Source organism: Rhodopseudomonas sp. RCAM05734, from assembly GCF_052658035.1.
Genome location: NZ_CP199742.1, coordinates 5,418,619 through 5,441,146, shown reverse-complemented (window position 1 = coordinate 5,441,146; position 22,528 = coordinate 5,418,619). Strand labels below are relative to the sequence as shown.

21 protein-coding genes are annotated in these 22,528 nt (G+C 65.7%); 10 read left to right on the top strand and 11 right to left on the bottom strand.

The window, feature by feature from the left end; all coding sequences use genetic code 11:
• Positions 1-5: 5 nt before the first annotated feature.
• Complete coding sequence (locus ACUXVA_RS25890) at positions 6-2,063, bottom strand: YadA family autotransporter adhesin (RefSeq protein WP_265083045.1); 2,058 nt, start codon at positions 2,061-2,063, stop codon at positions 6-8.
• Positions 2,064-2,438: 375 nt separating this feature from the next.
• Here ACUXVA_RS25890 and ACUXVA_RS25885 point away from each other — a divergent pair, with 375 nt between their 5' ends.
• Positions 2,439-3,350: a hypothetical protein gene (locus ACUXVA_RS25885; protein WP_445488982.1), complete on the top strand. Its 912-nt coding sequence runs from the start codon at positions 2,439-2,441 to the stop codon at positions 3,348-3,350.
• A 10-nt stretch (positions 3,351-3,360) separates the two neighbouring features.
• Here the strand turns inward: ACUXVA_RS25885 and ACUXVA_RS25880 are convergent, their stop codons facing one another.
• The 4 genes from ACUXVA_RS25880 to ACUXVA_RS25865 all read right to left on the bottom strand — a co-directional run bounded on the left by ACUXVA_RS25880 (position 3,361) and on the right by ACUXVA_RS25865 (position 8,604).
• Positions 3,361-5,385: a YadA family autotransporter adhesin gene (locus tag ACUXVA_RS25880; protein WP_265083047.1), complete on the bottom strand. Its 2,025-nt coding sequence runs from the start codon at positions 5,383-5,385 to the stop codon at positions 3,361-3,363.
• Between the two features lie 299 nt (positions 5,386-5,684).
• A complete protein-coding gene (locus ACUXVA_RS25875; RefSeq protein ID WP_265083048.1) occupies positions 5,685-5,900 on the bottom strand; it encodes a hypothetical protein in 216 nt (71 codons plus the stop codon).
• 187 nt (positions 5,901-6,087) lie between these two features.
• Entirely contained in the window at positions 6,088-8,136 is a 2,049-nt protein-coding gene (gene thrS, locus ACUXVA_RS25870) for a threonine--tRNA ligase (protein WP_445488979.1), read from the bottom strand.
• A 141-nt stretch (positions 8,137-8,277) separates the two neighbouring features.
• Complete coding sequence (locus ACUXVA_RS25865) at positions 8,278-8,604, bottom strand: GrlR family regulatory protein (protein WP_265083049.1); 327 nt, start codon at positions 8,602-8,604, stop codon at positions 8,278-8,280.
• 122 nt (positions 8,605-8,726) lie between these two features.
• On the opposite strand from ACUXVA_RS25865, the gene ACUXVA_RS25860 reads away from it, so the two are divergent.
• Positions 8,727-9,152, top strand: coding sequence for a DUF3574 domain-containing protein (locus ACUXVA_RS25860; RefSeq protein WP_265083050.1), 426 nt, complete (start codon positions 8,727-8,729; stop codon positions 9,150-9,152).
• On the opposite strand, the gene yidD is transcribed toward ACUXVA_RS25860, so the two are convergent.
• Positions 9,149-9,502, bottom strand: coding sequence for a membrane protein insertion efficiency factor YidD (gene yidD / locus ACUXVA_RS25855; protein ID WP_265083051.1), 354 nt, complete (start codon positions 9,500-9,502; stop codon positions 9,149-9,151). The genes ACUXVA_RS25860 and yidD overlap by 4 nt on opposite strands.
• 280 nt (positions 9,503-9,782) lie before the next feature.
• Here yidD and ACUXVA_RS25850 point away from each other — a divergent pair, with 280 nt between their 5' ends.
• Positions 9,783-10,649, top strand: coding sequence for a COG3904 family protein (locus ACUXVA_RS25850; RefSeq protein WP_265083651.1), 867 nt, complete (start codon positions 9,783-9,785; stop codon positions 10,647-10,649).
• Positions 10,650-10,832: 183 nt separating this feature from the next.
• Here ACUXVA_RS25850 and ACUXVA_RS25845 read toward each other — a convergent pair whose 3' ends face one another.
• Positions 10,833-11,276, bottom strand: coding sequence for an iron-sulfur cluster assembly scaffold protein (locus ACUXVA_RS25845; RefSeq protein WP_445488976.1), 444 nt, complete (start codon positions 11,274-11,276; stop codon positions 10,833-10,835).
• Positions 11,277-11,524: 248 nt separating this feature from the next.
• Between ACUXVA_RS25845 and folE the strand changes: the two genes are divergently transcribed.
• The 3 genes from folE to ACUXVA_RS25830 all read left to right on the top strand — a co-directional run bounded on the left by folE (position 11,525) and on the right by ACUXVA_RS25830 (position 13,898).
• Positions 11,525-12,217: a GTP cyclohydrolase I FolE gene (folE, locus tag ACUXVA_RS25840; protein WP_445488974.1), complete on the top strand. Its 693-nt coding sequence runs from the start codon at positions 11,525-11,527 to the stop codon at positions 12,215-12,217.
• Positions 12,218-12,413: 196 nt separating this feature from the next.
• Positions 12,414-12,848 (top strand): phosphoribosyl-AMP cyclohydrolase, encoded by a 435-nt coding sequence (hisI, locus tag ACUXVA_RS25835; protein ID WP_413776470.1) that lies wholly within the window; start codon positions 12,414-12,416, stop codon positions 12,846-12,848.
• A 57-nt stretch (positions 12,849-12,905) separates the two neighbouring features.
• Positions 12,906-13,898 carry an IS481 family transposase gene (locus tag ACUXVA_RS25830; protein ID WP_445488972.1) on the top strand — a complete coding sequence of 331 codons (993 nt, stop codon included), beginning with the start codon at positions 12,906-12,908 and terminating at the stop codon, positions 13,896-13,898.
• A gap of 230 nt (positions 13,899-14,128) precedes the next feature.
• Here ACUXVA_RS25830 and ACUXVA_RS25825 read toward each other — a convergent pair whose 3' ends face one another.
• Positions 14,129-14,848 carry a hypothetical protein gene (locus ACUXVA_RS25825; RefSeq protein WP_265083055.1) on the bottom strand — a complete coding sequence of 240 codons (720 nt, stop codon included), beginning with the start codon at positions 14,846-14,848 and terminating at the stop codon, positions 14,129-14,131.
• A 173-nt stretch (positions 14,849-15,021) separates the two neighbouring features.
• Here ACUXVA_RS25825 and ACUXVA_RS25820 point away from each other — a divergent pair, with 173 nt between their 5' ends.
• The 3 genes from ACUXVA_RS25820 (at position 15,022) to ACUXVA_RS25810 (ending at position 18,456) form a co-directional block, all read left to right on the top strand.
• Positions 15,022-16,032, top strand: a complete 1,011-nt coding sequence (locus ACUXVA_RS25820; protein ID WP_445488970.1) for a lytic transglycosylase domain-containing protein — start codon at positions 15,022-15,024, stop codon at positions 16,030-16,032.
• 323 nt (positions 16,033-16,355) lie between these two features.
• Complete coding sequence (locus ACUXVA_RS25815; protein WP_445488968.1) at positions 16,356-17,531, top strand: DUF2336 domain-containing protein; 1,176 nt, start codon at positions 16,356-16,358, stop codon at positions 17,529-17,531.
• Positions 17,532-17,745: 214 nt separating this feature from the next.
• On the top strand, positions 17,746-18,456 hold the full coding sequence (locus ACUXVA_RS25810; RefSeq protein ID WP_265083057.1) for a hypothetical protein: 711 nt from the start codon (positions 17,746-17,748) through the stop codon (positions 18,454-18,456).
• 111 nt (positions 18,457-18,567) lie between these two features.
• On the opposite strand, the gene ACUXVA_RS25805 is transcribed toward ACUXVA_RS25810, so the two are convergent.
• Both ACUXVA_RS25805 and ACUXVA_RS25800 read right to left on the bottom strand, forming a co-directional pair.
• Entirely contained in the window at positions 18,568-19,164 is a 597-nt protein-coding gene (locus tag ACUXVA_RS25805) for an Hpt domain-containing protein (protein ID WP_265083058.1), read from the bottom strand.
• Positions 19,165-19,181: 17 nt separating this feature from the next.
• Entirely contained in the window at positions 19,182-19,727 is a 546-nt protein-coding gene (locus ACUXVA_RS25800) for a response regulator (RefSeq protein WP_265083059.1), read from the bottom strand.
• A 351-nt stretch (positions 19,728-20,078) separates the two neighbouring features.
• Between ACUXVA_RS25800 and ACUXVA_RS25795 the strand changes: the two genes are divergently transcribed.
• Positions 20,079-21,779, top strand: a complete 1,701-nt coding sequence (locus ACUXVA_RS25795) for a methyl-accepting chemotaxis protein (protein WP_445493355.1) — start codon at positions 20,079-20,081, stop codon at positions 21,777-21,779.
• A 124-nt stretch (positions 21,780-21,903) separates the two neighbouring features.
• Here the strand turns inward: ACUXVA_RS25795 and ACUXVA_RS25790 are convergent, their stop codons facing one another.
• Positions 21,904-22,455 (bottom strand): carboxymuconolactone decarboxylase family protein, encoded by a 552-nt coding sequence (locus tag ACUXVA_RS25790; protein WP_265083060.1) that lies wholly within the window; start codon positions 22,453-22,455, stop codon positions 21,904-21,906.
• Positions 22,456-22,528 lie beyond the last annotated feature (73 nt).

Genomic DNA, 22,528 nt, shown 5'->3' with positions numbered 1-22,528 from the left:
ATATCTCAGAATTCCATGGCCATGCCGGCGCGCCCGATATGCTCGGCGCCGCCACCGTTTGAATAGCTGCCATACACGACCGTGGGCAGCACGAAGTTGAGACGGTGTGACAGGCCGATGCCGACGCCGGCCTCGCCGCGATAGAAACCGGTGTTGACGGCCACGGTGGTCCGCCCGGCTGCCGACGGCATCAGCACGGGCGCGACCGCCACCGCGGCGACGATGCCGCGGCGCGCTTCGATCTGGTTGGTCGCGACCTGCGACTGGATGGCGTCCAGTTGCGACTGGAAGCCCGACACGGTCGACTGCAGCTGCCCGACGTTCACCGCGTCGGTCTGGTTGACGCCGGCGGCGACGTTGGTCAGGCGGCGCTCGTTGCCGGCCGATCCGAACGACACCGTGTTGGCGACGGTGTTGGTCGAGCCCGAGCCGATCGATACGGAGTTCGCGGCGGTGGCGCTGCTGTTGGGACCGAGCGCGGTGGCCAGCGAGCCGGTGGCCATGGCGCCATCGCCGAACGCCGCGCCGCCATTGGCGGCCGAAGCGGCGGCACCGACCGCGACCGATCCGGTGGCGGATGCGCCGGTGCCGATGGCAATGGCGTTGACGCCCGTCGCCGACGCATTCAGCCCCATGGCGATGGCGCCGCTCTGTGTCGCCTGCGCATTGCTGCCGAAGGCCAGCGAGTCCGAGCCGCTGGCATTTGCGCCCGAACCGATCGCTGCGGCATTGGTGCCGGTGGCGGAGGCGGCTGCGCCGGAGCTGTTGACGCGAATGTAGTTCGACCCGGTGCCGCCGCTGCCGAGCCCGGCGACCACGCTGGTCAGGCTGGCGATGTCGGCCGTGTTGGCCGCGACCTGCTGGTTGGTGGCATAGAGCTGGCTGCCGGTGACGGCATCGCTGCTGGTCGACGTGACCGCGCCGTTCGCGACCCCGGTGACCGTGCGGTTGCCGGACGTGCCGGAGACATCGACGACGGTGCCGTCGGTGGCGGCGCCCATGGTAATGACGCGCGTCGTCGCATTCTGCTGCACCAGTCCGATCGCGCCGCCGCTGATCTGGCTCTGCAGGCTGTTCAGGCTGGCGGCAGTGGCGGTCATCCACGTGTCCACCGCACCGAAGGCGCCGCCGACATTGTCGTAGGCCGTGCCCTGGATGGTGTAGCTCGGCGCATTGAGCTGGCCGTTACCATCGAGGGTCGAGCCGAAAGCGGCGGCGACGCGCTCGTTGGCCGTCAGCAGTTGCCCGCCGTTGACGGCGTCGGTGGAACCCGACGCGAGGGTGCCGGCGGCGACGTTGACGATCCGGCGCTCACCGCCCAACGAACCGACCGACACGGTGTTGGCGACGTTGGCCACCGAGCCCATGCCGAGCGCCACGGCATTGGCCGCCGTCGCGCTCGCGCTCGCCCCGAGCGCAACTGCGCTGTTGGCCTGGGCACTGGCGCTGATGCCCACTGCGGTGGCGTTGGTGATGCTGCTCGCGCTGCTGCCTGCCAGCGCGCGCTGGCCGATGGCGGTGTTGCCGGCGTTGGCGAATCCGTTGGCGTCGGTGCCGCCGGCGGCGGCGCGGTTGCCGATGGCGATGCTGCCGATGCCCGACGAATAGGCGGCCTGCGTCACGTTGGTTCCCGCGCCGATCGCGATCGACTCCTGTCCGGTGGCCGTGCTGAAAACGCCGATGGCCGTGCTGCGGATTCCCGAGGCCACCGCGCCGCTCGCCAGCGCCGTCGCTTGAGCTGCGGTGGCCTTGGCCGATGTGCCGAAAGCGCTGGCGCCGAGGCTGGACGAAATAGTGTTGGCGCCATAGGCTACGCTCGAAGCCGCGGAGGCGAGTGCGTGATAGCCCGTCGCGATGGCGAGCGTTCCGGTCGCCCCGTACAACTGGATGCCGCCGGTGTCGGTGCCTGAATCGGTGTTGATCGCGATGCTGTAGTCGCCCTGCGCGAGGCTGTTGAAGCCGAACGCCGCGCTCTGCAGTCCGGTCGCCAACGTCGATCCGCCGACGGCCGTGCTGAAGCTGTTGGTCGCGTGGGCGACGTAACCGACCGCCACGCTATTCATGCCGATTCCGGACGCGATGGCGTCCACGCCGCAGACGGTGTTCTGGAAGGCGCCGGCATCCGAAGTTCCCGACGCCGGGCCGACTGTTCCGTCGCACGTGAACGCAAGTGCCGGAGCCGGTAGCAGGCACATTGCAGTTCCCGCGGCGAGCGCGATGGCCGCCGCGAAAAGTCGCACCGGGCTTGACGGACGGCCGGTACATGCCGTTCCTTCACGTCGGCGGATTTTCGTGCGCCTCGTCAATAGTAGTACCCCTCTTTGGGGTGAACCTAGACACTCGCAGTGCGCCGGCAACTGCAGAAATTTGGTTGTATCTCGCCAGGCATCGAACTATGCGATCTCGGCAACACAGGAAGGTGCACCGTGGAAGCGTCGGTGGCGAGAAATCTCGAGGCGAAGATCGCGGCGCTGCGCGCGCATCCTGCATTCCCGCAGGCCGCCCGCAACATGGCGATCGGGCTCACCGGCTTCTATCGCGGCGGCCCGCTGCTGAACTGGCTGATGGACGATCGCGCACGCGTCGTCCTCAGCCATGTCGTGTTGCACTGTCATTTCGCACGCGATCCCGCCGACCCCGCGTCCGGCCTGACGCCGACCCGGATCAAGCAGCCGTGCCGCGAGTTCGATCTGTGCAGCCCGGGGCGGGCCACCGCGATGGTGTCGCTGATGCGCTTCGCCGGCTATCTGGCTGTTGATCCGGACGCGACCGACGGTCGCCGCAGGCCGCTGGTGGCGACACCGAAGCTGCTGGAACTGCTGCGCCCGCGCTGGCGCTCGCATTTCATCAGCGGCATTCCGGTGTTTCCCGACGGCGCCGATCTCGCGGCCCGCCTCGACGATCCCGTCTTCGTGCGGGCCTTCGTCGCCGCGATGTTCAGCCGCTATGAGGAGGGCTTCCGGCTGATCATGTATACGCCCGGGCTCGGCCTGTTCGGCGACCGCAGCGCCGGCATGATGATCGCCTCGACCCTGCTGGCGGCGGGCGCAGAGGACGACACCGTGCCGCCGTCGCGGCCGTTTGCGATCTCGATCTCCGCGCTGTCGCGGCGCTTCAACGTGTCGCGCATTCATGTCGCCAAGATGCTGCGCGATGCCGCCAACGAGGGGCTGTTGACGCGCGCCGGCGACAAGGGCGAGGAGATCACGCTGGCGCCGGCCCTCGCGGACGCACTCAGCGTGTTCTACGCCAACGCCTTCATCTACTTCTTCGACAGCGCGCGCGAGGCGGCGACGAAGCTCGATGTGCAGGATCGCGAGGCCAGCGAGCGCAGCCGGCGTTCCGCCTGACGCCGCGGGGCTAGAACTCGCCGGCAAGGCCGACGCGCGCACCGTGATTGCTGCCGCCGCCAAACGCATAGCCCGCGGTCAGGGCCACCGGCACATTGGTATCGAGCCGGTGCGCGAGGCCGCCGCCGAATGCGAATTCGCCGCGGAACGCGGCGGTGTTCATCGCCCAACTGGTGCGACCGGTGGCCGACGGCATCGCCGCCGGCGTCATCGCCATCGCCGAGGCGATGCCCTGACGGGCCTCGCGCTGATTGGCGGTGATCTGGGTCTGCAGTCCCGACACCTGCGCGGAGAACCCGGCAGCGACGCTGTCGAGCTGTCCGACATTGACGGCGTCGGTCTGGTTGATGCCGGCGGCGACGTTGGTCAGGCGGCGCTCGTTGCTTGATGATCCGAACGACACAGTATTGGCGACGGTGTTGGTGGAGCCGGAGCCGATAGCCACCGCATTGGTGGCGGTCGCTGACGCGTTGGGGCCGAGCGCGGTGCTGTTGGTCGCGGTGGCCGTGGCGCCGTCGCCGAACGCCGCGCCGCCATTGGCCGCCGAGGCGCCTGCGCCGACCGCGACCGAGCCGGTGGCGGACGCGCCGGTGCCGATCGCAATCGCATTGACGCCGGTCGAGGACGCATTCGACCCCATGGCGATGGCGCCGGATTGCGTCGCCTGCGCATTGCTGCCGAATGCCAGCGCATCGGCGCCGCTGGCCTTGCTGCCCGTGCCGATCGCTGCAGCGTTGCTGCCGGTCGCGGAGGCGGCTGCGCCGGAGCTGTTGACACGAACATAATTCGCGCCGCCCCCGGTGATGCCGGCGACCACGCTGGTCAGGCTGGCGATGTCGGCCGTATTCGCGGTGACCTGCTGGTTGGTGGCATAGAGCTGGCTGCCGTTGACGGCATCGCTGCTGGTCGACGTCACGGCGCCGTTTGCGACGCCGGTCACCGTGCGGTTGCCTGACGTGCCGGACATATCGATCGTGGTGCCGTCGGTGGAACTGCCGATGCTGATCACCCGCGTCGTCGTATTCTGCTGCACCAGCCCGATGGATCCGCGGTTGATCTGCGTCTGCAATCCGCTGAACGCGGCATCGATGGCGCCGAAGGCGCTGCCGACATTGTCGTAAGCCGTGCCGAGAATGGTGTAGCTCGGCGCGTTGAGCTGGCCGTTGCCGTCGAGCGTGGTGCCGAACGCGGCGGCGACGCGCTGGTTGGCCGTCAGGAGCTGCGCGCCGTTGACGGCGTCGGTAGAGGCCGAAGTGAGCGTGCCGGCGGCGACGTTGACGATGCGGCGTTCGCTGCCCGCTGAACCGACCGAAATGGTGTTGGCGACGTTGGCGATCGAGCCGTAGCCAAGCGCCACCGCGTTGGCGGCGCTTGCTGCCGCACTGAGGCCCAGCGCCACCGCATTCGTGCCGGCCGCGCCGATTTGCGCGCTGTTGCCGATGGCGATGGCGCTGGTCGCCGTCGCGTTGACGGACGCCGAGTTTCCGAACGCCATGCTGCCGCTGCCGCCGGCCGACGCGCTTTGGCCGAGCGCGATGCTGAAGTTGCCGGCTGCATTTGCGGAATTGCCGAACGCCATACTTGAGCTGCCGTCGACCGAACTGCCCACGCCAATTGCGACGCTGGCGGATCCGGTCGTCGTGCTGCCGCTGCCGAGCGCGATGCTTTGATTTCCAAGCGCGTGCGCCGAAGCGCCGGCAGCCAGACTGTTCACGCCGCTCGCGGAGCTCTGATATCCTATCGCAGCGCCGTTCTCGCCGCTGGCGCCGGCACCATAGCCGACCGCCACGCCGTACTGGCCGGATGCCGAGGCGAGACCGCCAAAGGCTGCAGCTCCCGGGCCGGCAGCAACGCTTCCGGCCCCGAAAGCCGAACTGCCGGTCCCGCTGGCATTGGCCGAAGTGCCGCAGGCCGTCGCACCGGAAGCCGCCGTCGCGCCGCCGTTTCCTGACGCGCCTTCGCAAACGATTTGCGCGCGGGCCGGCTGCGGATCAGCCGTCAATGCGAAAATACCCGCCACAGCCAGCGCGATCATGCTCGCGCACGAGCGTCGTCGCCCGTTCGCGCACTTGGCGACGACGACGTTGCGCGTATGCGGATCGCTTCCCATGAGAGCCCCCACCACTGCAGCCAAACCACGCACATGGCTGCGGGCATATGGCCGGCACGTCGCGAAGGGACTCAACTGCAGAAATTTGGTCGGATCGGTAATAATGCGCCGCTGTGGCCGGATCGCAGCAGCCGTTCCCGGCAGGTCCAGGCATGACCGCAATTGCCGGCCGCGACGTCTGCCGGCGCGGCTGCCTCTCGCGCCGGTTGCGGCCTTGCGTGCGCTCAGGCCTTTGGCGCCTTCTCCGGCATCTTGCCGGCGCGGTCGAGCAGGTCCTTCGCGAGATCCTCGAGGATCTCCCGCGTCGCCAGGAACAAGCTGTGGCCCTGGTCGGTCTCGAACGCCAGCGCCACCACATGGGGGCGGTTGGGATCGGGGATCAACTGATAGGCGAGGATCGGGTAGGCCGGGATTTCCTGTTCGTCGGTGGCGTCGGTCATCGAATTGTTTCCGTCAGTTGAAGCGATGAGAGATGAGAAGCGTGTCCCGGCTCTGCAGCGCAGCGCGCCGCTCTTGCGGCGTGGTGCGCTGCAGAGCCGGGACCGCCACAAACTCCGTGCTTGGTACGGTCCCGGGTCTGCGGAGCAGCGCGAAGTGCGCCGCACCGCGCCCGGGACACGAGAGGTCTTACGCTGCCCCGTTCGCCCGCTTGACGTCTGGCGGCGTCGCTTCGTCGATCAGCGCGGCCAATGCCTCGACCAGCGGCAGCACGGTCTGGCCGTCGCTGCCGAAGCGGCGGATCGAGACCGACTGGCTCTCGGCTTCCTTCTTGCCGACCACCAGCATCACCGGGATCTTCATCAGCGAGTGTTCGCGGACCTTGTAGTTGATCTTCTCGTTGCGCAGGTCGATCTCGACGCGCAATCCGGCGCGCCGCGCCGCGGCGGCGACGATCTTGGCATAGTCATCGCCTTCCGAGGTGATGGTGGTGACGACCACCTGGGTCGGCGCCAGCCACAGCGGGAAGTTGCCCGCAAAATTCTCGATCAGGATGCCGATGAAGCGCTCCATCGATCCGCAGATCGCGCGATGCACCATCACCGGCGCCTTCTTGGCGCCGTCGGCGTCGATATAGAACGCGCCAAAGCGTTCCGGCAGGTTGAAGTCGACCTGGGTGGTGCCGCACTGCCAGTCACGACCGATGGCATCGCGCAGCACATATTCGAACTTCGGCCCGTAGAACGCGCCTTCGCCCGGCGAGATCTCGGTCTTGATGCGGTTGTTGCCCTCGGCGGCGATCTGCGACAGCACCGTGGCCATCACCCGTTCGGCGTGGTCCCACATCTCGTCGGTGCCGACGCGTTTCTCCGGCCGCGTCGACAGCTTCACGGTGAGGTCGCCGTTGAAGCCGAAGTCGGCATAGGTCGAGAGAATGAGCTCGTTGATCTTCAGGCACTCGTCGGCGAGCTGCTGCTCGGTGCAGAACACATGCGCGTCGTCCTGGGTAAAGCCGCGCACCCGCATCAGGCCGTGCATGGCGCCGGACGGCTCATAGCGATGCACGATGCCGAATTCGGCGATGCGCAGCGGCAGGTCGCGGTAGCTCTTCAGGCCGTGTTTGAAGATCTGCACGTGGCCCGGGCAGTTCATCGGCTTCAGCGCGAACCAGCGCTTGTCCTCGGCCTCGTCGCCGGCGGATTGCGCTGCGAACATATTCTCACGATACCACTCCCAGTGGCCGGAGGTCTCCCACAGCGACTTGTCGAGGATCTGCGGCGCGTTGACCTCCTGGTAGTCGCTGCCGAGGCGGCGGCGCATATAGGCGATCAGGGCCTGGAAGATGGTCCAGCCCTTGGCGTGCCAGAACACCACGCCCGGACCTTCCTCCTGGAAGTGGAACAGGTCGAGCTCGCGGCCGAGCTTGCGGTGGTCGCGCTTCTCCGCCTCTTCAATCTGATGAAGATAAGCGTCGAGGTCTTCCTGCTTGGCGAAGGCGGTGCCGTAGATGCGCGTCAGCATCGGGTTGCTGCTGTCGCCGCGCCAGTAGGCGCCGGCCACCTTCATCAGCTTGAAGGCGGTGCCGACCTTGCCGACGCTGGTCATGTGCGGGCCGCGGCACAGGTCGAACCAGTCGCCCTGCCTGTAGACCTTGATGGTCTGGTCGGCGGGGATGGCGTCCACCAGCTCGACCTTGAACATCTCGCCATTGTCCGCGAACACCTGCTTGATGGCGTCGCGGGTCCAGATTTCCTTGGTGAACGGTTTGTCGCGCTGGATGATCTCGCGCATCTTCTTCTCGATCACGGCGAAGTCGTCCGGCGTGAACGGCGCGTTGCGGAAGAAGTCGTAGTAGAAGCCGTTCTCGATCACCGGGCCGATGGTCACCTGGGTGCCCGGCCACAGCGCCTGCACGGCCTCCGCTAGCACATGGGCGGCGTCGTGCCGGATCAGCTCCAGCGCGCGCGGGTCGTCGCGGTTGACGAAGTCGATGGCGACGTTCTGTTCGATGGGGTCGGCGAGGTCGGTGACCGTGCCGTCCAGCGCCATCGCCACGGTGCGCTTGGCCAGAGAGGGCGAGATGCCCTTGGCGATATCGAACCCGGTGGTGCCGCGCGGATATTCGCGGGTCTTGCCGTCGGGAAAGGTGACCGTGATGACGTCGGGGGGCGGCGGCGGCGGCGTCAGGTTGGCGAGGCCAAACTGGAATCCGGATGCAGGCTTGTTGCTGTCGGGCATGGTCGTCTCCTGTGGCTCACTCCTGCACACGGGCGCAGGTAAGCGGGAGACGCTGTATATCAGCCGAGTGTGGCGTTGCAACTGTAGCGTTGCGCCGCTGTGCAATTTACGGACGATTTTGTCTTGCCTGGCGGTGGAAGGCTAGTCGCTGAGCAGCGTCAGCACGGCCTTGAAGTGGACGCCGGGCGCCTGCAGGGCGCTGCCTTCGAAGTCGACCATGTTGCCGTTCTCCCGGCCGTTGAGAGTCAACGTGACGCTGTCGAGGGCGAACAGGGCCTTGAAGTCGGGGTCGGGACTGTAGCGCTGCGTCGACACCTTCGCAGTGATCATGCCGTCCGTGTTCTGGTAGTTGCCGATGAAGGCGAAGGCCGAGTTTCCGCCGCGCAGCTTGCCGCCGATGACATGAATCACTCCGTTACCCGCGCCGTGGACGGTATGGAAGTCAACCTTGTAGAGGCCCTCGCGCAACTTGGCTTCCTCGATCGGTGATGGGATTAATACTTTAGGACTATGCTCGCTAAGTAACAATGGCCGATGGATGAATTCTGCTATTTCAAGCCATTATATTTTATCAAAGTGGATCGGCGAATATGAACAGACGAACCAGAGCTGCCGGCGCTTGTCTGGCCGCGCTGACCGTCGCCGCTGCACTGTCGGGCTGCGCCTCGTTGCCGCAGTCCTGCGTGGCGCCCGCGCGGATGATGGCGACGGCGGACATGATGTTCGGTCGCGACATCGAGAACGGCCGGGCGGTCAGCGACCGGGCCTTCGCGGACTTCCTCGCCGCGGAAGTAACGCCGCGGTTTCCCGATGGATTGACGGTGATCGACGCGCGCGGACAGTGGCGCGACGGGGCCGGAGCCTTGCTGCGCGAACCCAGCAAGCTGTTGCTGCTGGTATTTGACGACGATGCGCGGAAGCGCGCCGATCTTGTCGCCATCGCCGACGCCTACAAGCGCAAGTTTCGCCAGCAATCGGTACTTACTTCCGTTCGCGCCGGCTGCGTGAGCTTCTAGCCGCCGCGATCGTTGCCGCTGCGATCATTGACGCCGCGCCAGCGCGCGAAGCGCCACGGCGTGTACCAGCGAGCATCCGGCGGCGCCGTCGCCGGGACGTTGTCGATCCCCGACGTGCCCCAAGGCTGGCAGCGCAGCAGCCGCGCCAGCGTCATCCAGCCGCCGGCCCACAACCCGAATCGCTCGATCGCCTCGTCGCCATAGACCGAACAGGTCGGCAGGTGCCGGCAGTTGTAGCCGACCATGGGCGACAGCGTGTGACGGTAGATCCAGATCGCGCCGCGCCCCGCATTGCGCGGTGCGCGCCGAATCGCACGGGCGCAGTCGGGGCAGGGCGTTGAATATTTCATGAGCGATCTGCTCTTTCCGTATCGCGGATCTGCATGGTTCCGAAGCACGGAACTGCAACAGGCATGCAATTCCGTCACAGTCGCCGGTTTATCGCACGCCTCGGTATGCGGTGCAGCAATTGTTAGTGGACGCTTAACATCCGCGCGGTCTACTTTTTTGCGACGCTGATGCGACAGATTCATGAGCGTTGTTTGGGGCCAGTACCAATGCTCAGTCGAGCGCAGGGAAGGAACCGATTTGAGACGCCTGACGTCACTTCGATCCGCCGGTTCGGCGTTGATGCGCGCCGCGGCCTTCTGTTGCTTCCTCGCAGTCCTGGCCAGCGTGCCCGAGCGGGCGGCCCATGCCGGCGCGACCCTGGAAGAACGCAAGCTGCCGATGCGCTTCACCTGGGTCGCATGTCAGCCCGATTGCCGCGGCTGGATCGGCGCCGTCGGCATCGTGACGTCCGACACCCCTAAGGATTTCGACGCCTTCGCCCGGGGCCGCGATATCAACGGCGCCACCGTGGTGCTGGATTCCAGCGGCGGCTCCGTCAACGACGCCATCACCATGGGCCGGCGCTGGCGCAAGCTGGGGCTGCTGACCACCGTGGGCACCACCATCGAGATCCAGACGCCCTCGGGGCTGCAGCCCGGCGTCGCGCCGCAGGCCTGGTGCGAATCCATGTGCGTGTTCCTGCTGCTGTCCGGCAAGACGCGCTACGTGCCCGACGAGGCCCATGTCCGCGTGCACCAGATCTGGATGGGCGACCGCGCCGACGATCCGAAAGCGGCGAGCTACACCGCGCAGGATCTGATGATCGTCGAGCGCGACATCGGCCGGCTCGCCAAATACACCTTCGAGATGGGCGCCACCGGCGACCTCCTGTCGCTGTCGCTGAACGTGCCGCCATGGGAAGACCTGCACGAATTGTCCGGCGACGAATTGCGGCTGACCAATCTGGTCACCACCGCGGCGGTCGCCGACGTGCTGCCGCAGAGCCTCGCCGCGGACGCCGCCGTGGCCGCATTGCCGAAACCGTTGCAGGACCGCTTCGTCAACCATGGCGCGGAAGAGGCGACGCTGGCCCTGCCGGTCAAGTCGACGCAAACCGCCGAAGCCAGCGTACCCACCGGCGGCGTCGCGGCACCGGCGCAGAAGTAGCTCACGCTCGTGTCCCGGACGCAGTGTAATGCGCCTCCGCAGGAGGCTTAGTGCACTGCAGATCCGGGATCCCGCTTACTCGCAGATGAAGCCTCCGGGACCCCGGATCTGCGGCGTACCACGCCGCTCAAAAGCGGCGCAGTGCACCGCGTCCGGGGAACGATTTTCGTGCGGTATCCGACTCTACGCTGGCGTCTTGGCCTTGGCCTCGATCTGTCCGATGGCGTCGACCACGGCGTCGAAGGTCAGCAGCGTCGAGGCGTGGCGCGCCTTGTAGTCGCGCACCGGCTCGAGAAGGGCGATGTCGGCCCATTTGCCCGACGGCGGCGCGCCGTTTTCCTTGAGCATCTTTCGCACGCTCTCGCGCAGCGCGCGCAATTCCTCGGCGGTCGAGCCGACCACATGGCTGGCCATGATCGAGGACGAGGCCTGGCCCAGCGCGCAGGCCTTCACGTCATGGGCGAAATCGGTGACCACCGGCCCGTCCATGGCCAGGTCGACCTTGACGGTGGAGCCGCACAGCTTGGAATGGGCGGTGGCTGAGGCGTCGGGTGCGGCCAGCCGGCCGAGCCGCGGAATGTTGCCGGCCAGCTCGATGATGCGCTTGTTGTAGATGTCGTTCAGCATGGGATCAGAGGCCTTCCCTTGAAACCGCCGGCGCCGGTCTCCGTACCTTGGCGTCGGGGAAACACAACCCTATATAGGGAGGCACCCTGCGCATGAGAATGCCGGATGTCCTCCAGATCGCCTGAATTTGGAATTCAATTCGCTGGAGGCGATGTTATTGTTGGGTTTTCAGGCGTCCGGTGGCATCCGCCGCCCCCGTCTGCCCGGTGACACTCCGGCCTCCAAGGGGCCGGTCGAACGGAGTTGAGATGGACGCAATCATCAAGCCGCTGCGCGGCAAGACGCCTGACGGCAAGCCGCAGGAGTTCCGTCCGACGGAGCTCGATCCCGCCGAATTTCTCGCCGCCGCCGTCGATCCCGCCCAGCCGCGGCCGTCGCGCAGCGAGGCCGAACAGGCGGTGCAGACGCTGCTCGCCTATATCGGCGAGAATCCGCAGCGCGAGGGCCTGCTCGACACGCCGCGCCGGGTGGTCGAGGCCTATGACGAGCTGTTCCAAGGCTATTACCAGTGTCCGGCCGAAGTGCTCAACCGCACCTTTGGCGAGACCGCCGGCTACGACGATTTCGTCCTGATTCGCGACATGGGCTTCGTCTCGCATTGCGAGCACCACATGATGCCGTTCTACGGCAAGGCGCATATCGCCTATACGCCGGTGGAGCGCGTGGTCGGCCTGTCGAAGCTGGCGCGGCTGGTGGACATCTTCGGCCATCGCCTGCAGACCCAGGAACATCTGACGGCGCAGCCGGCCGCCGCAGTCGACGAGGTGCTGAAGCCGCGCGGCGTCGCTGTCATGGTCGAGGCCGAGCATACCTGCATGTCGGCGCGCGGCATCCGCAAGGAGGGCTCGCGCACCTTCACCACGCGCTTCACCGGCAATTTCCGCGACAATCCCGCCGAACAGGCGCGCTTCATGGCGATGATCAACATGCCCGGGCGCTAGGCCTGTCACCGCCGCGCACTCACTGTCATCGCCCGGCCTGGCGCGCTCTTGCGCGCTGGGTCCGGGCGACCCGGTACACAAAGACGGACGTGATTAAGATGACGACCGTTGTTGACTGGATCACCCGCTTTCGCGGGTGATGACAACCGGGTGCGATTGCAGACCGATGAAGCCCCTACCTTTTGAAAGAATCGCCGTGTCCCCATCATCCACCCACGATCACGACGTCGAGGAAGGCCTCGTACTGCGTCCGGAATTCGACGCCGCCGGCCTCGTCACCTGCGTTGCCACCGACGTCGCCACCGGCGACGTGCTGATGGTCGCGCACATGAATGCCGAGGCGTTGCGCAAAACCATCGCCACCGGCGAGGCCTGGTACTACAGCCGCTCGCGCGGCGCGCTGTGGCGCAAGGGTGAAAGCTCCGGCCAGACCCAGCGCGTGGTCGAGCTGCGCCTCGACTGCGACCAGGATGCGGTGTGGATCCGCGTCGAGCAGGTCGGCGCCGCCTGCCACACCGGCCGGCGCTCCTGCTTCTACCGCGCGGTCGCGACCGGGCAGGGCGAGTCCACCACGCTGTCGTTCGTCGATGCCGACCGCCTGTTCGATCCGGCGAAGGTGTATGGCGCCTAGCTGTTTGGTCCCAGCATTTGATGGTGCATTATTCTCCGACGGTTGGAAGGATGCGCTATGGGACAGGTTCACCACGGGAGCGCCACAACGACAGCGGCGGTCCGTCGAGCGATACAACATAGTCAAGAGAGCCTGAGGGTCTTGGCCAGGCGGCATGGGATCAATCCCAAGACCGTCGCCAAGTGGAAGGCGCGGGCCTCGGTCGAAGATCTACGAACCGGGCCGAAAGACCCGAAGTCGACGGTTCTGACGGTCGAGGAAGAGGCGCTTATTGTCGCCTTCCGGCGGCACACGCTGCTGCCGCTCGATGACTGCTTGTATGCCCTGCAACCAACCATCCCGCATCTGACGCGCTCGTCACTGCATCGCTGCCTGCAGCGCCACGACATCTCGCGATTGCCTGAAGTCGAGGGCGACAAGCCAGATCGGCGTAAGTTCAAGACCTATCCGATCGGCTACTTTCACATCGACATCGCCGAGGTCCGCACCGAGCAGGGCAAGCTCTATCTGTTCGTGGGGATCGACCGGACCTCAAAGTTCGCCTTCGTCGAGTTGCACGAGAAAGCCACTCGGCGCATCGCCGGCGACTTCCTGCGCCACCTGATCGCGGCCGTGCCCTACAAGATCCACACCGTGCTGACCGACAATGGCACGCACTTCACCACGCCCGGTGCCGGTGGCTCAGCGGTCCCTGAGATCAAGCTGGCCCTCGAGCGTGGCGAGCCGGTCTGGGCCCATGGCTTCGAGTTGGCTTGCGCCCAGGCCGACATCGATCATCGCCTCACCAAGCCCAAGCACCCCTGGACCAATGGCCAGGTCGAACGGATGAACCGGACTATCAAGGAAGCGACCGTCAAGCGCTTCCACTACGAGACCCACGACCAACTCCGTCGCCACCTCGGCGACTTCATCGACGCCTACAACTTCGCGCGTCGGCTAAAGACCCTGCAGGGCCTCACACCCTACGAGTACGTTTGTAAGATCTGGACAAAAGAGCCCACCAGATTCAATGTTGATCCGACCCATCAAAGTCCGGGACTAAACACCTAGCGTATGATCAGTTTGGATTGAAGCAGGGGCGTGTCCCGGACGCGATGCAGCACGTCAGGCGATGCGCTTGCATCGCCGCAAGTGCTGCTTCGCAGATCCGGGACCGTATCAAGCGCCGGCATTTTTGACGGTCCCGGATCTGCGGCGCACCACGCCGCTCCAACGATGCTTCGCATCGTCAGATGCGGCGCAGTGCACCGCGTCCGGGACAAGCAATCCACAGGGGCCCTCTACGCCAGCCGTTCCTTGATTTCCTTGCCGCTCTTGCCGGACACCAGACCGTTGGGGTCGGCCAGCATGTCGATGTAGTCCACGGCGGCGGAGCGCAGTCTGCCGTCCTTCATGGTCATCACGCCGGACAGGGCCTGGATGTTGATCGAGCGGATGTTGTAGGTCTTCCAAGCTTCCGCCTGCTCCTGCTTGTTCGCCGACTTCTTCTCCTCGTTGTACATGTCGAGCGCCGTCTGTGCCGCCTTCAGCGAATTGAGACCGGAGACGGCCTTCAATTCCTTCGCGAGCTCGGGCGCGTCGGCGAACATCTTTTCGATCTTCTCCTTCCACGGGCCTTCGCTGCTGACATTGCCGAACTTGTCGACGCGCAGGCGGGTGGCGAATTCCGGCGGGATGTTGAGCTTGCCGAACGCGTATGCAAGCTGCGAGCTGAGGGCGTCGGAGCGCTTGGCGAGGATTTCGTCGAACGACAGCGTAAGATCCGCGGTGGCGGCCTTGTCGGCCTCGGCCTTGTCGAGCGTTGCCTTGGCGCGCTCGGACAGCACGATCACCACGGCAGGCGCGGCGGGCTTGGCCGTATCGGTGGCGGGCGCCTTGGTTGGCGCCGTTGCCGCCGCTGGCGTCGCCGCAGCCGTCGATGGGGACGTCGCATTATTGCCGATCGCAACCATGTCGCGCTCCATCTCGGCGCAATGCGCGCCCGGCATCTGGAAATGCATGGAAACAGTTCTGGGTTAACGGTATTTAAATCCGGCAATCTCAAGTAGTCCCTGCGCAACCTCCCGCTGCGCCTGGTTAACGCGGTCTTAACCATGATCGCCCAGGGTAATGCAGGGCATCGGCGCGCGTGGCGCCGAAAGCCGGTGGGCTCCCAGGGGGCGGGGACCAGGACATGGCGGTCGACGTTTCGAACATCAGCACGGCGCTCGATACGACGCGCAGCCGCGTCACCGGCGCGATCAAGCAGGCCGCCGTCACCACCGGCACCAGCTTCGAATATCTGCTGTCCACCGCCAAGATGGAATCCAACCTCGATCCCAAGGCCTCGGCCTCGACCTCGTCGGCCAAGGGCCTGTTCCAGTTCATCGACCAGACCTGGCTCGGCACCGTCAAGGAAGCCGGCAGCAAGCTCGGCTACGGCCAGTATGCCGATGCCATCAGCAAGTCCGACTCCGGCAGCTATTCGGTCAGCGATCCCGCGGCCAAGGCCGAGATCCTGAAGCTGCGCGACGATCCGGTCGCCGCCTCGGCCATGGCCGGCGTGCTGACCCAGTCCAACAGCTTCAAGCTGACCGGCGCCATCGGCCGCCGTCCCACCGACGCCGAACTGTACATGGCGCACTTCATGGGCGTCAGCGGCGCCACCAAGCTGATCACCAACGCCGAGAACAACCCGAACGCTTCGGGCGCCGCGCTGTTTCCCAATGCGGCCGAGGCCAACCGTTCAATTTTCTACGACAAGAGCGGCAGCGCGCGCAGCGTTGCGGATGTCTATTCGGTGCTGTCGACGCGCTATGCCGCAGCCGCCGGCTCGTCGACGACGCAGACCGCCATGGCCGGCGCCGGCGTGACCGCCGGCACGGCCGCAAGCGCCGCTGCTGCGCCGGTCGACAACGCCGCCTATCTCGCCAGCTTTCCGGACCTGCGCACGGCCAAGGTCGCCAGCTTCGCATCGGACACCTCGGCATCGGCGCAGGAGCCGCCGATGTTCCGCTCGCTGTTCCAGGGCGGCGAGCGCGCCCAGCCGGTCTCGCCGGCGGTGCAGGAATTGTGGGCCAACGGCACCTCGCTCACCTCGTCGACCAGCCCGGTGACCACCGCCGCATTGCCGCGCACGCCGGAAGTCGGCGTGCCCAAGCCGCTCGACCTGTTCAGCGACCGCAGCGGCGTATTCAGCAACTAACTATACTGTAACTACACTTCAACAACTAAACGAACGTCGTCATCCTGAGGTGCTCGCCTTCTTGGGCGAGCCTCGAAGGATGCGGCCACAGGCGCGTGCGGCCCATCCTTCGAGGCCGTCGCTGCGCGACGGCGCCTCCCGCCGAAACGCAATCGCGTTTCGGCGGGGATGACGGAGAGTTACCCACCCGTCCCCGCTTCCTTAACAAAACATCAACAAACGCAGGCGGTTATGGTGAACCCTTTGTTAAGCGCCATGGTTTATTTTGTCTGACAGTGGCATCGCGTCACGGTGTCTTTCAAGTTGCGTAAGCCGGCAGGGCCATGATCGTTCGGCAGTTCATCAGTTGGGTACGAACCGCGCCAGCCACAGAGCGCGCCGAGGCGACGCGGTCGCTGGCGCGGGCCTGGATCTTCTCCGATCTCACCGACGACGATCGCGCCGCCGCCGAAGGCGCGCTCTTGATGTTGCTCGACGATGCCTCGCCGCTGGTGCGTCAGGCCATGGCCGAAGTGTTTTCCCGCAGCCCCGTGGCGCCCGCCGCCATCGTGCAGGCGCTGTCGCTCGATCAGCCCTCGGTGGCGCTGCCGGTGCTCGAACATTCCACGCTGCTGATCGACGCCGACCTGGTCGACATCGTCGCCACCGGCAACAGCGAGCTGCAATGCGCCATCGCCCGGCGCCAGGGCCTGCCGGCCTCGGTCTGCGCGGCGATCGCCGAAGTCGGCTCGGCCGCCGCGGCGCTGGAGCTGATCGAAAATCCCGCCGCCGAACTGGCCGACTTTTCCTGGGACCGCATCGTCGAGCGCCACGGCCATCTGGCGGCGATCCGCGAATCCATGCTGGTGCTCGACGATCTTCCCGCCGCCACGCGCCTGGCGCTGGTCGCCAAACTGTCGGACACGCTGACCCGCTTCGTGGTCGGCCGCAACTGGCTGTCGCCGGAGCGCGCCGAACGCGTCGCCTCCGAGGCCATGGCGCGCTCCACCGTCAACATCGCCTCGCGCTCGCGCGGCGACGAGATGGCCGACCTCGTGCATCACCTGCGCGCGGTCGGACAGCTCACCCCCGGCCTGATCCTGCGCGCGCTGTTGTCCGGCAATCTCGAATTGTTCGACCAGGCGCTGGTGGAATTGTCCGGCCTGTCGCCGGCCCGCGTCGCCGCCGTGGTCGAGGAGGGCGCCGGCAACAGTCTGACGGCGCTGCTGACCCGCGCCGGCCTGCCGGAGAGCACCTTCCCGGCGTTCCGTGCGGCGCTCGCCGCGCGCGGCGAGATCGGCTTCATCAACAGCGTCGGCGGCGCGGTGCGCCTGCGCCGCCAGATGGTCGAGCGCGTGCTGACCATCTGCGAGACCGATCCGGCGGCGACCGAGCCGCTGCTGATCCTGCTGCGCCGCTTCGCCACCGAATCCGCGCGCGAGGAAGCCCGCGTGTTCTGCGACGAGCTGGCGATCCAGCAGGCCATGGCGCCGTTCTACCGCGACTTGATTGCGGCGTAGCGCAACACTGCTAACGTTGTCATTCCGGGGCGCGAGCGCGATAGCGCGAGCGAACCCGGAATCCTGGACTGTTTTGAACATTCCGAAATTCGGTTGAACATCTCGAGATTCCCCGCCACTCCAATAGGAGTGGCTTATGTTCGCTTGAGCTGCGCTCTCGCGCTCCGGAATGACACCGCCTGCAAGTCCCTCGTCGCGAAGTTGGAGGCATATGATGCGTGTTCTGCTCACATCCCTATTCGCGCTCGTTCTCGCCACGGGGGTCTTGGCAGCGGGCTATTGGTACAAATTTCCCAATTACACCTACCGCTATCGGCTGACCGTCAATATCGAGGTGGATGGCAAGGCTCGTGTTGGAACGAGCGTGATCGAAGTCACGTGGCACAGTGGTCCTACGCTTGGTGATGTTGGCTCCTATTCCTCTACGATAAAGGGGCAGGCCGCTCTCATTGATCTCGGCGACCGCGGGCTTGTCGTTACTTCGTTGCTGGGCGAAGATTGGGGGCGCCCGTACAGCAGCACTGGTGGCTGGGGAGCCTTGTGGCTTGCTCCCCGTGCCTTCGGCTTTGGGACTTCGGTCAATGAAATGCCGGAATTTCTCAAAGAGATAGGGAAGCGCGATCTGGTCGACGATAATTTGCCGCGCTTGCTGTTGTTCTCAAATCCGCAGGATCCAGCCACTGCCAGACTGCTGCCGGTTCGGGATATTCCGTCCGTCCTGGGTCCATCCGTTCGCTTCGCGGGAGCATCTGTCGAAATTACGAACGATCCAATCGTCATCGACGTTCGTCAAAAGCTTGCTTGGCTAGAACCGCTCGAGAAAAAGCCTCCTGGAAGCGACGTCATTTACCTCCCAAACAAGCTGCGCATCAACCGCTATCTGTTCATTGGAGATGCGTCGCAATGTCGGGAATGCAAACAGTGATGCGCGAGCCCATGGCGCTGTTTATCTCGACCGATCGCGGCGTAGCGCCACACTGTCATTCCGGGTTCGCTCGCGGCTATCGCCGCGCGCGCTCCGGAATGACAGTGCCAATCAATCCGCCGGCACCAGGCTCGGCGCCAGCACCGCTTCGAGATGCTCCGGGCGATCCTTGTTGACCGCGGCGAGATAGTCATCGGCGACGCGGCGCAGCTTGGCGCTGAGCTCGTCGGCCATGCCGGAGGTGTCGATCGCGGTATGCTCGCGCACGATCGCCTGGATGGCGTTGATGTGATGGGCGATCAGGTCGGGCGGCACGCGGTCGAGCGCCGGCGCGTGTTCGATGATCCGGCACAGGCTGTGCGCGGCGGCCCCCGCGGTGGGAAAGCCGAAGGTGGCGGCGTCGCCCTTGATGTCATGGGCGGCGCGGAACAGCTCGTCGCGCGTCGCCTTGGTGATGCCGAGCGCGGTCATCGCCTCGTGCGCGGCGACCAGCCGGTCGCATTCGATCTGCATCCAGGTCTTGAATTCGCCAGAGAGGGAGGCCAGCGCCTTCTCGGCGCGCGCCACCGCGGCGTCGATCTCGCTGGCCGCGCTCATCTCGCGCGGATCGGCGCGGCGGATCACCCGGCGCAACGGGTTGGGCGGGGTGATGATGGAATGGTCGGGGAAGGTCTCGACCTTGACGGCGGCGGTGCGGGATCTGGCCATGTTCTCTCCTCAGCGCGCTATCCGGAGACGCGGGCTTTGTCCATCAACGAGGGCTGCGGCAAGATCTCGGCCTCGCCGCCGTTGCGGCGCTCCGGCCCGATATAGGCGACGGTGGTGTTGCGCCGGCGGTCCGGCCCGAAATAGTTCTTGGTCTTGATGAAGGGCCGCGGATGCGCGACCACGCTCATGATGCGCAGGTACAGCGACTTGGCCGAGATCGGCTTGGCGAGAAATTCGGTGACCCCGGCATCGCGCGCGGTGGTGACGCGGCGCTTCTCCGAATGGCCGGACAGCATGATGATCGGCGCGTAGGGATTGCCCTTGGATTCCGGCTGCCGGATCATCTGCGCCAGCTCCAGCCCGTCGAAGATCGGCATCGACCAGTCGGTGATGACGATGTCGGGCACGTAGTGGCTGTACATTTCCAGCGCCGTGGCGCCGTCCTCGGACTCGTACACTTCGCGCGCGCCGAACGAATGCAGCAGCGTGCGCAGAATCCTGCGCATGTGCGGATTGTCGTCGCAGATCAGGAAGCGCAGCTTGTTGAAGTCGATGCGATACATGGCGGCCCGGACCGGGGCACCCGCTGAGTCGGGTTACCCGGCGTTAACCATATGGCGGCGGGGTTAATGAAGGGTTTCTTCCATCCTTGCCGGGTGGCGAAGCTGCACAAGCGGGGCCGTGCGGCCTGCGGCCGCGGGTTTGCCTCCTGAGCACGCAAGGTCGAACACGTAAAAGTAAGGTATTAGTTTATTTTCAACCTTAACGTTTACGAAAGCGCTGCGCCCTAGCGTCGAATTTGGGTTCAGGTCATCGGCTGAAGTTTCATTGACGGCGTCACGCCCCGAAGACGGGACGGCCTCGTTCGAGGCGCCTGAGCAACCCCACACTGCCCAGGAAAGACCAACATCATGATGTCGTGGCTGAACAATCGAAAAATCGTCTTCAATATCGGATTGATCGTCGTCCTTCTGGCCATCGTCGCGATGGGAGCGGTCACGAATTCGTCGATGCGAATGCGCGTGATCGATGATGCCTATTCGGACCTGATCGAAAGGGTCAATGGGGCGACGGTCCTTTCGACGCGTGCCGGCCGGTTCATGGAAACGTTTCTCTCGTCGGTTTTTCAGCTGGCGGCAGAGACGACGGACCAGGGCAATGCGCGGCTGACCGAAACCGTTGCGAAATCGCGGCAATCCTACGGCGAGGCCTTGGCACGGATCGCCAAGGACGTTCCGGAGAAGGCCGATGCGGCGAACGCTGTCGCCGGGAAAGTTCATGCGAGCTTTGCGGCGTGCGATCCGGCGATTCAATTTGCAGCGAAGACGGCCAATCCGGATGACGTGATGAAGGCGCTGGGCAGACTCAAGGCCGAGTGTGTCGGTCAAATGAATGCAGGTCTGGATGAACAGCGCGGGCTGACCAGACAGATGGAAGCTTACGCCAAGAAGAAATCCGACGAAATGACCGAGGTGACCAACTCGACCATCGTCACGTCGCTGGTTGCTGTGGGGACTGGCATTCTCATCGCCGTGATGGCTGCGCTGTTCATCGGCATCAAGGGCATGGCGCAGCCGATTGCCCGGCTGAAAACCGTGATGGAGGCCTTTGCCCGCAACGAGCTGCAGGCGGAGGTGCCCGGCACCGAGCGCGCCGACGAACTGGGCGACATGGCTCGCACGGTCGAGGTGTTCAAGACCAACGGGCTGGAAGTGGTGCGTATGAAAGCCGATCAGGAAGAAGGCGAGAAGCGAACGGCCGTCCAGCGCAAGGCCGACATGCACAGGCTCGCCAGCGATTTCGAAAGCGCGGTGGGCGAAATCATCGACACCGTGTCGTCGGCATCGACCGAGCTCGAGGCATCGGCGAACACGCTGACCTCGACCGCCGACAGGACGCAGGAACAGACCACCCTGGTGGCCGCCGCCTCCGAGGAAGCGTCCACCAACGTTCAGTCGGTGGCATCGGCCACCGAGGAAATGGCGTCGTCGGTCAACGAAATCAGCCGCCAGGTGCAGGAGTCCGCGCGCATCGCCCGGGATGCCGTGGCGCAGGCGGAAAAGACCAACAACCGGGTCACGCTGCTAGCCGACGCCGCCGGCCGGATCGGCGCTGTCGTCGAGCTGATCAACAACATTGCCGGCCAGACCAACCTGCTGGCGCTCAACGCCACCATCGAGGCCGCCCGCGCCGGCGACGCCGGCCGCGGCTTCGCCGTGGTGGCATCGGAAGTGAAGGCGCTGGCGGAGCAGACTGCCAAGGCGACCGGCGAAATCAGCGCGCAGATCTCCAGCATGCAATCGGCGACCGGCGACTCCGTCTCGGCCATCAAGGAGATCAGCACCACCATCGGGCGGATGTCCGAAATCGCTTCCACGATTGCCTCCGCGGTGGAAGAGCAGGGCGCCGCCACCCAGGAGATCTCGCGCAACGTCCAGCAGGCCGCGCAGGGGACCACGCAGGTCACGTCGAACATCGTCGATGTGCAGCGCGGCGCCACCGAAACCGGCTCGGCGTCGTCCCAGGTGCTCTCCGCCGCGCGGTCGCTCTCCAGCGACAGCAACCGGCTGAAGTCCGAGGTGGGCAAGTTCCTGAACACGGTCCGCGCCGCGTAGACAACGAAAGGGATGAACGCGGGTCACCCTACGTTCATCCCCTGGCAGTCGTCTCAGGTTGTCGACGCGTTGAAGCGGTAGGGCGCAGGCAGGACCGCCCGGTCTTGCCTGCGCCCGCTTGCGCTTAGGCGGCGCTGCGCAGCGCCACCGCCGGGAAGTCGATGGCGGTGCCGGCCACCTCGTTGACGTAGTTGGTCAGCGTGTTGAGCGCGACGTGAACCACGATCTCCACGATCTGTGCGTCGTCGTAGCCGGCCGCCTTGACGGCGGCGAGGTCGGCATCGCCCACATGGCCGCGCGCGGTCACCACCGCGACCGCGAAGCGCACGGCGGCATCGGCCTTGGGATCGTTGGAGGCGCCGGAGCGGTTGGCGGTGATCTCGGCATCGTCGAGCTTGGCGACGTTCTTGCCGAGATAGGCATGCGCCGACAGGCAATAGCCGCAGCCGTTGACCTCGGCCACCGCGATGGCGATGCGCTCGCGGGTCCTGGCGTCGAGGCTGCCCTTGGCCAGCGCGCCGTTGAGGCCGAGATAGCCTTCCAGCGCCGCCGGGCTGTTGGCGACCACGCGGAACAGGTTGGGCACCGAGCCGATCTGCTTGTTGACGGCTTCCAGCAGCGGCTTTGCGGCTTCGGGGGCGGCGGCGATGCTGGCGATGGTGGTGATGCGGGACATGATGAGATCCTTCTCTGTGCGGCGTTGCGTTGTTCGGTCGGTGCCGATGTCCACAATCTCAGCGCTTTCCGCT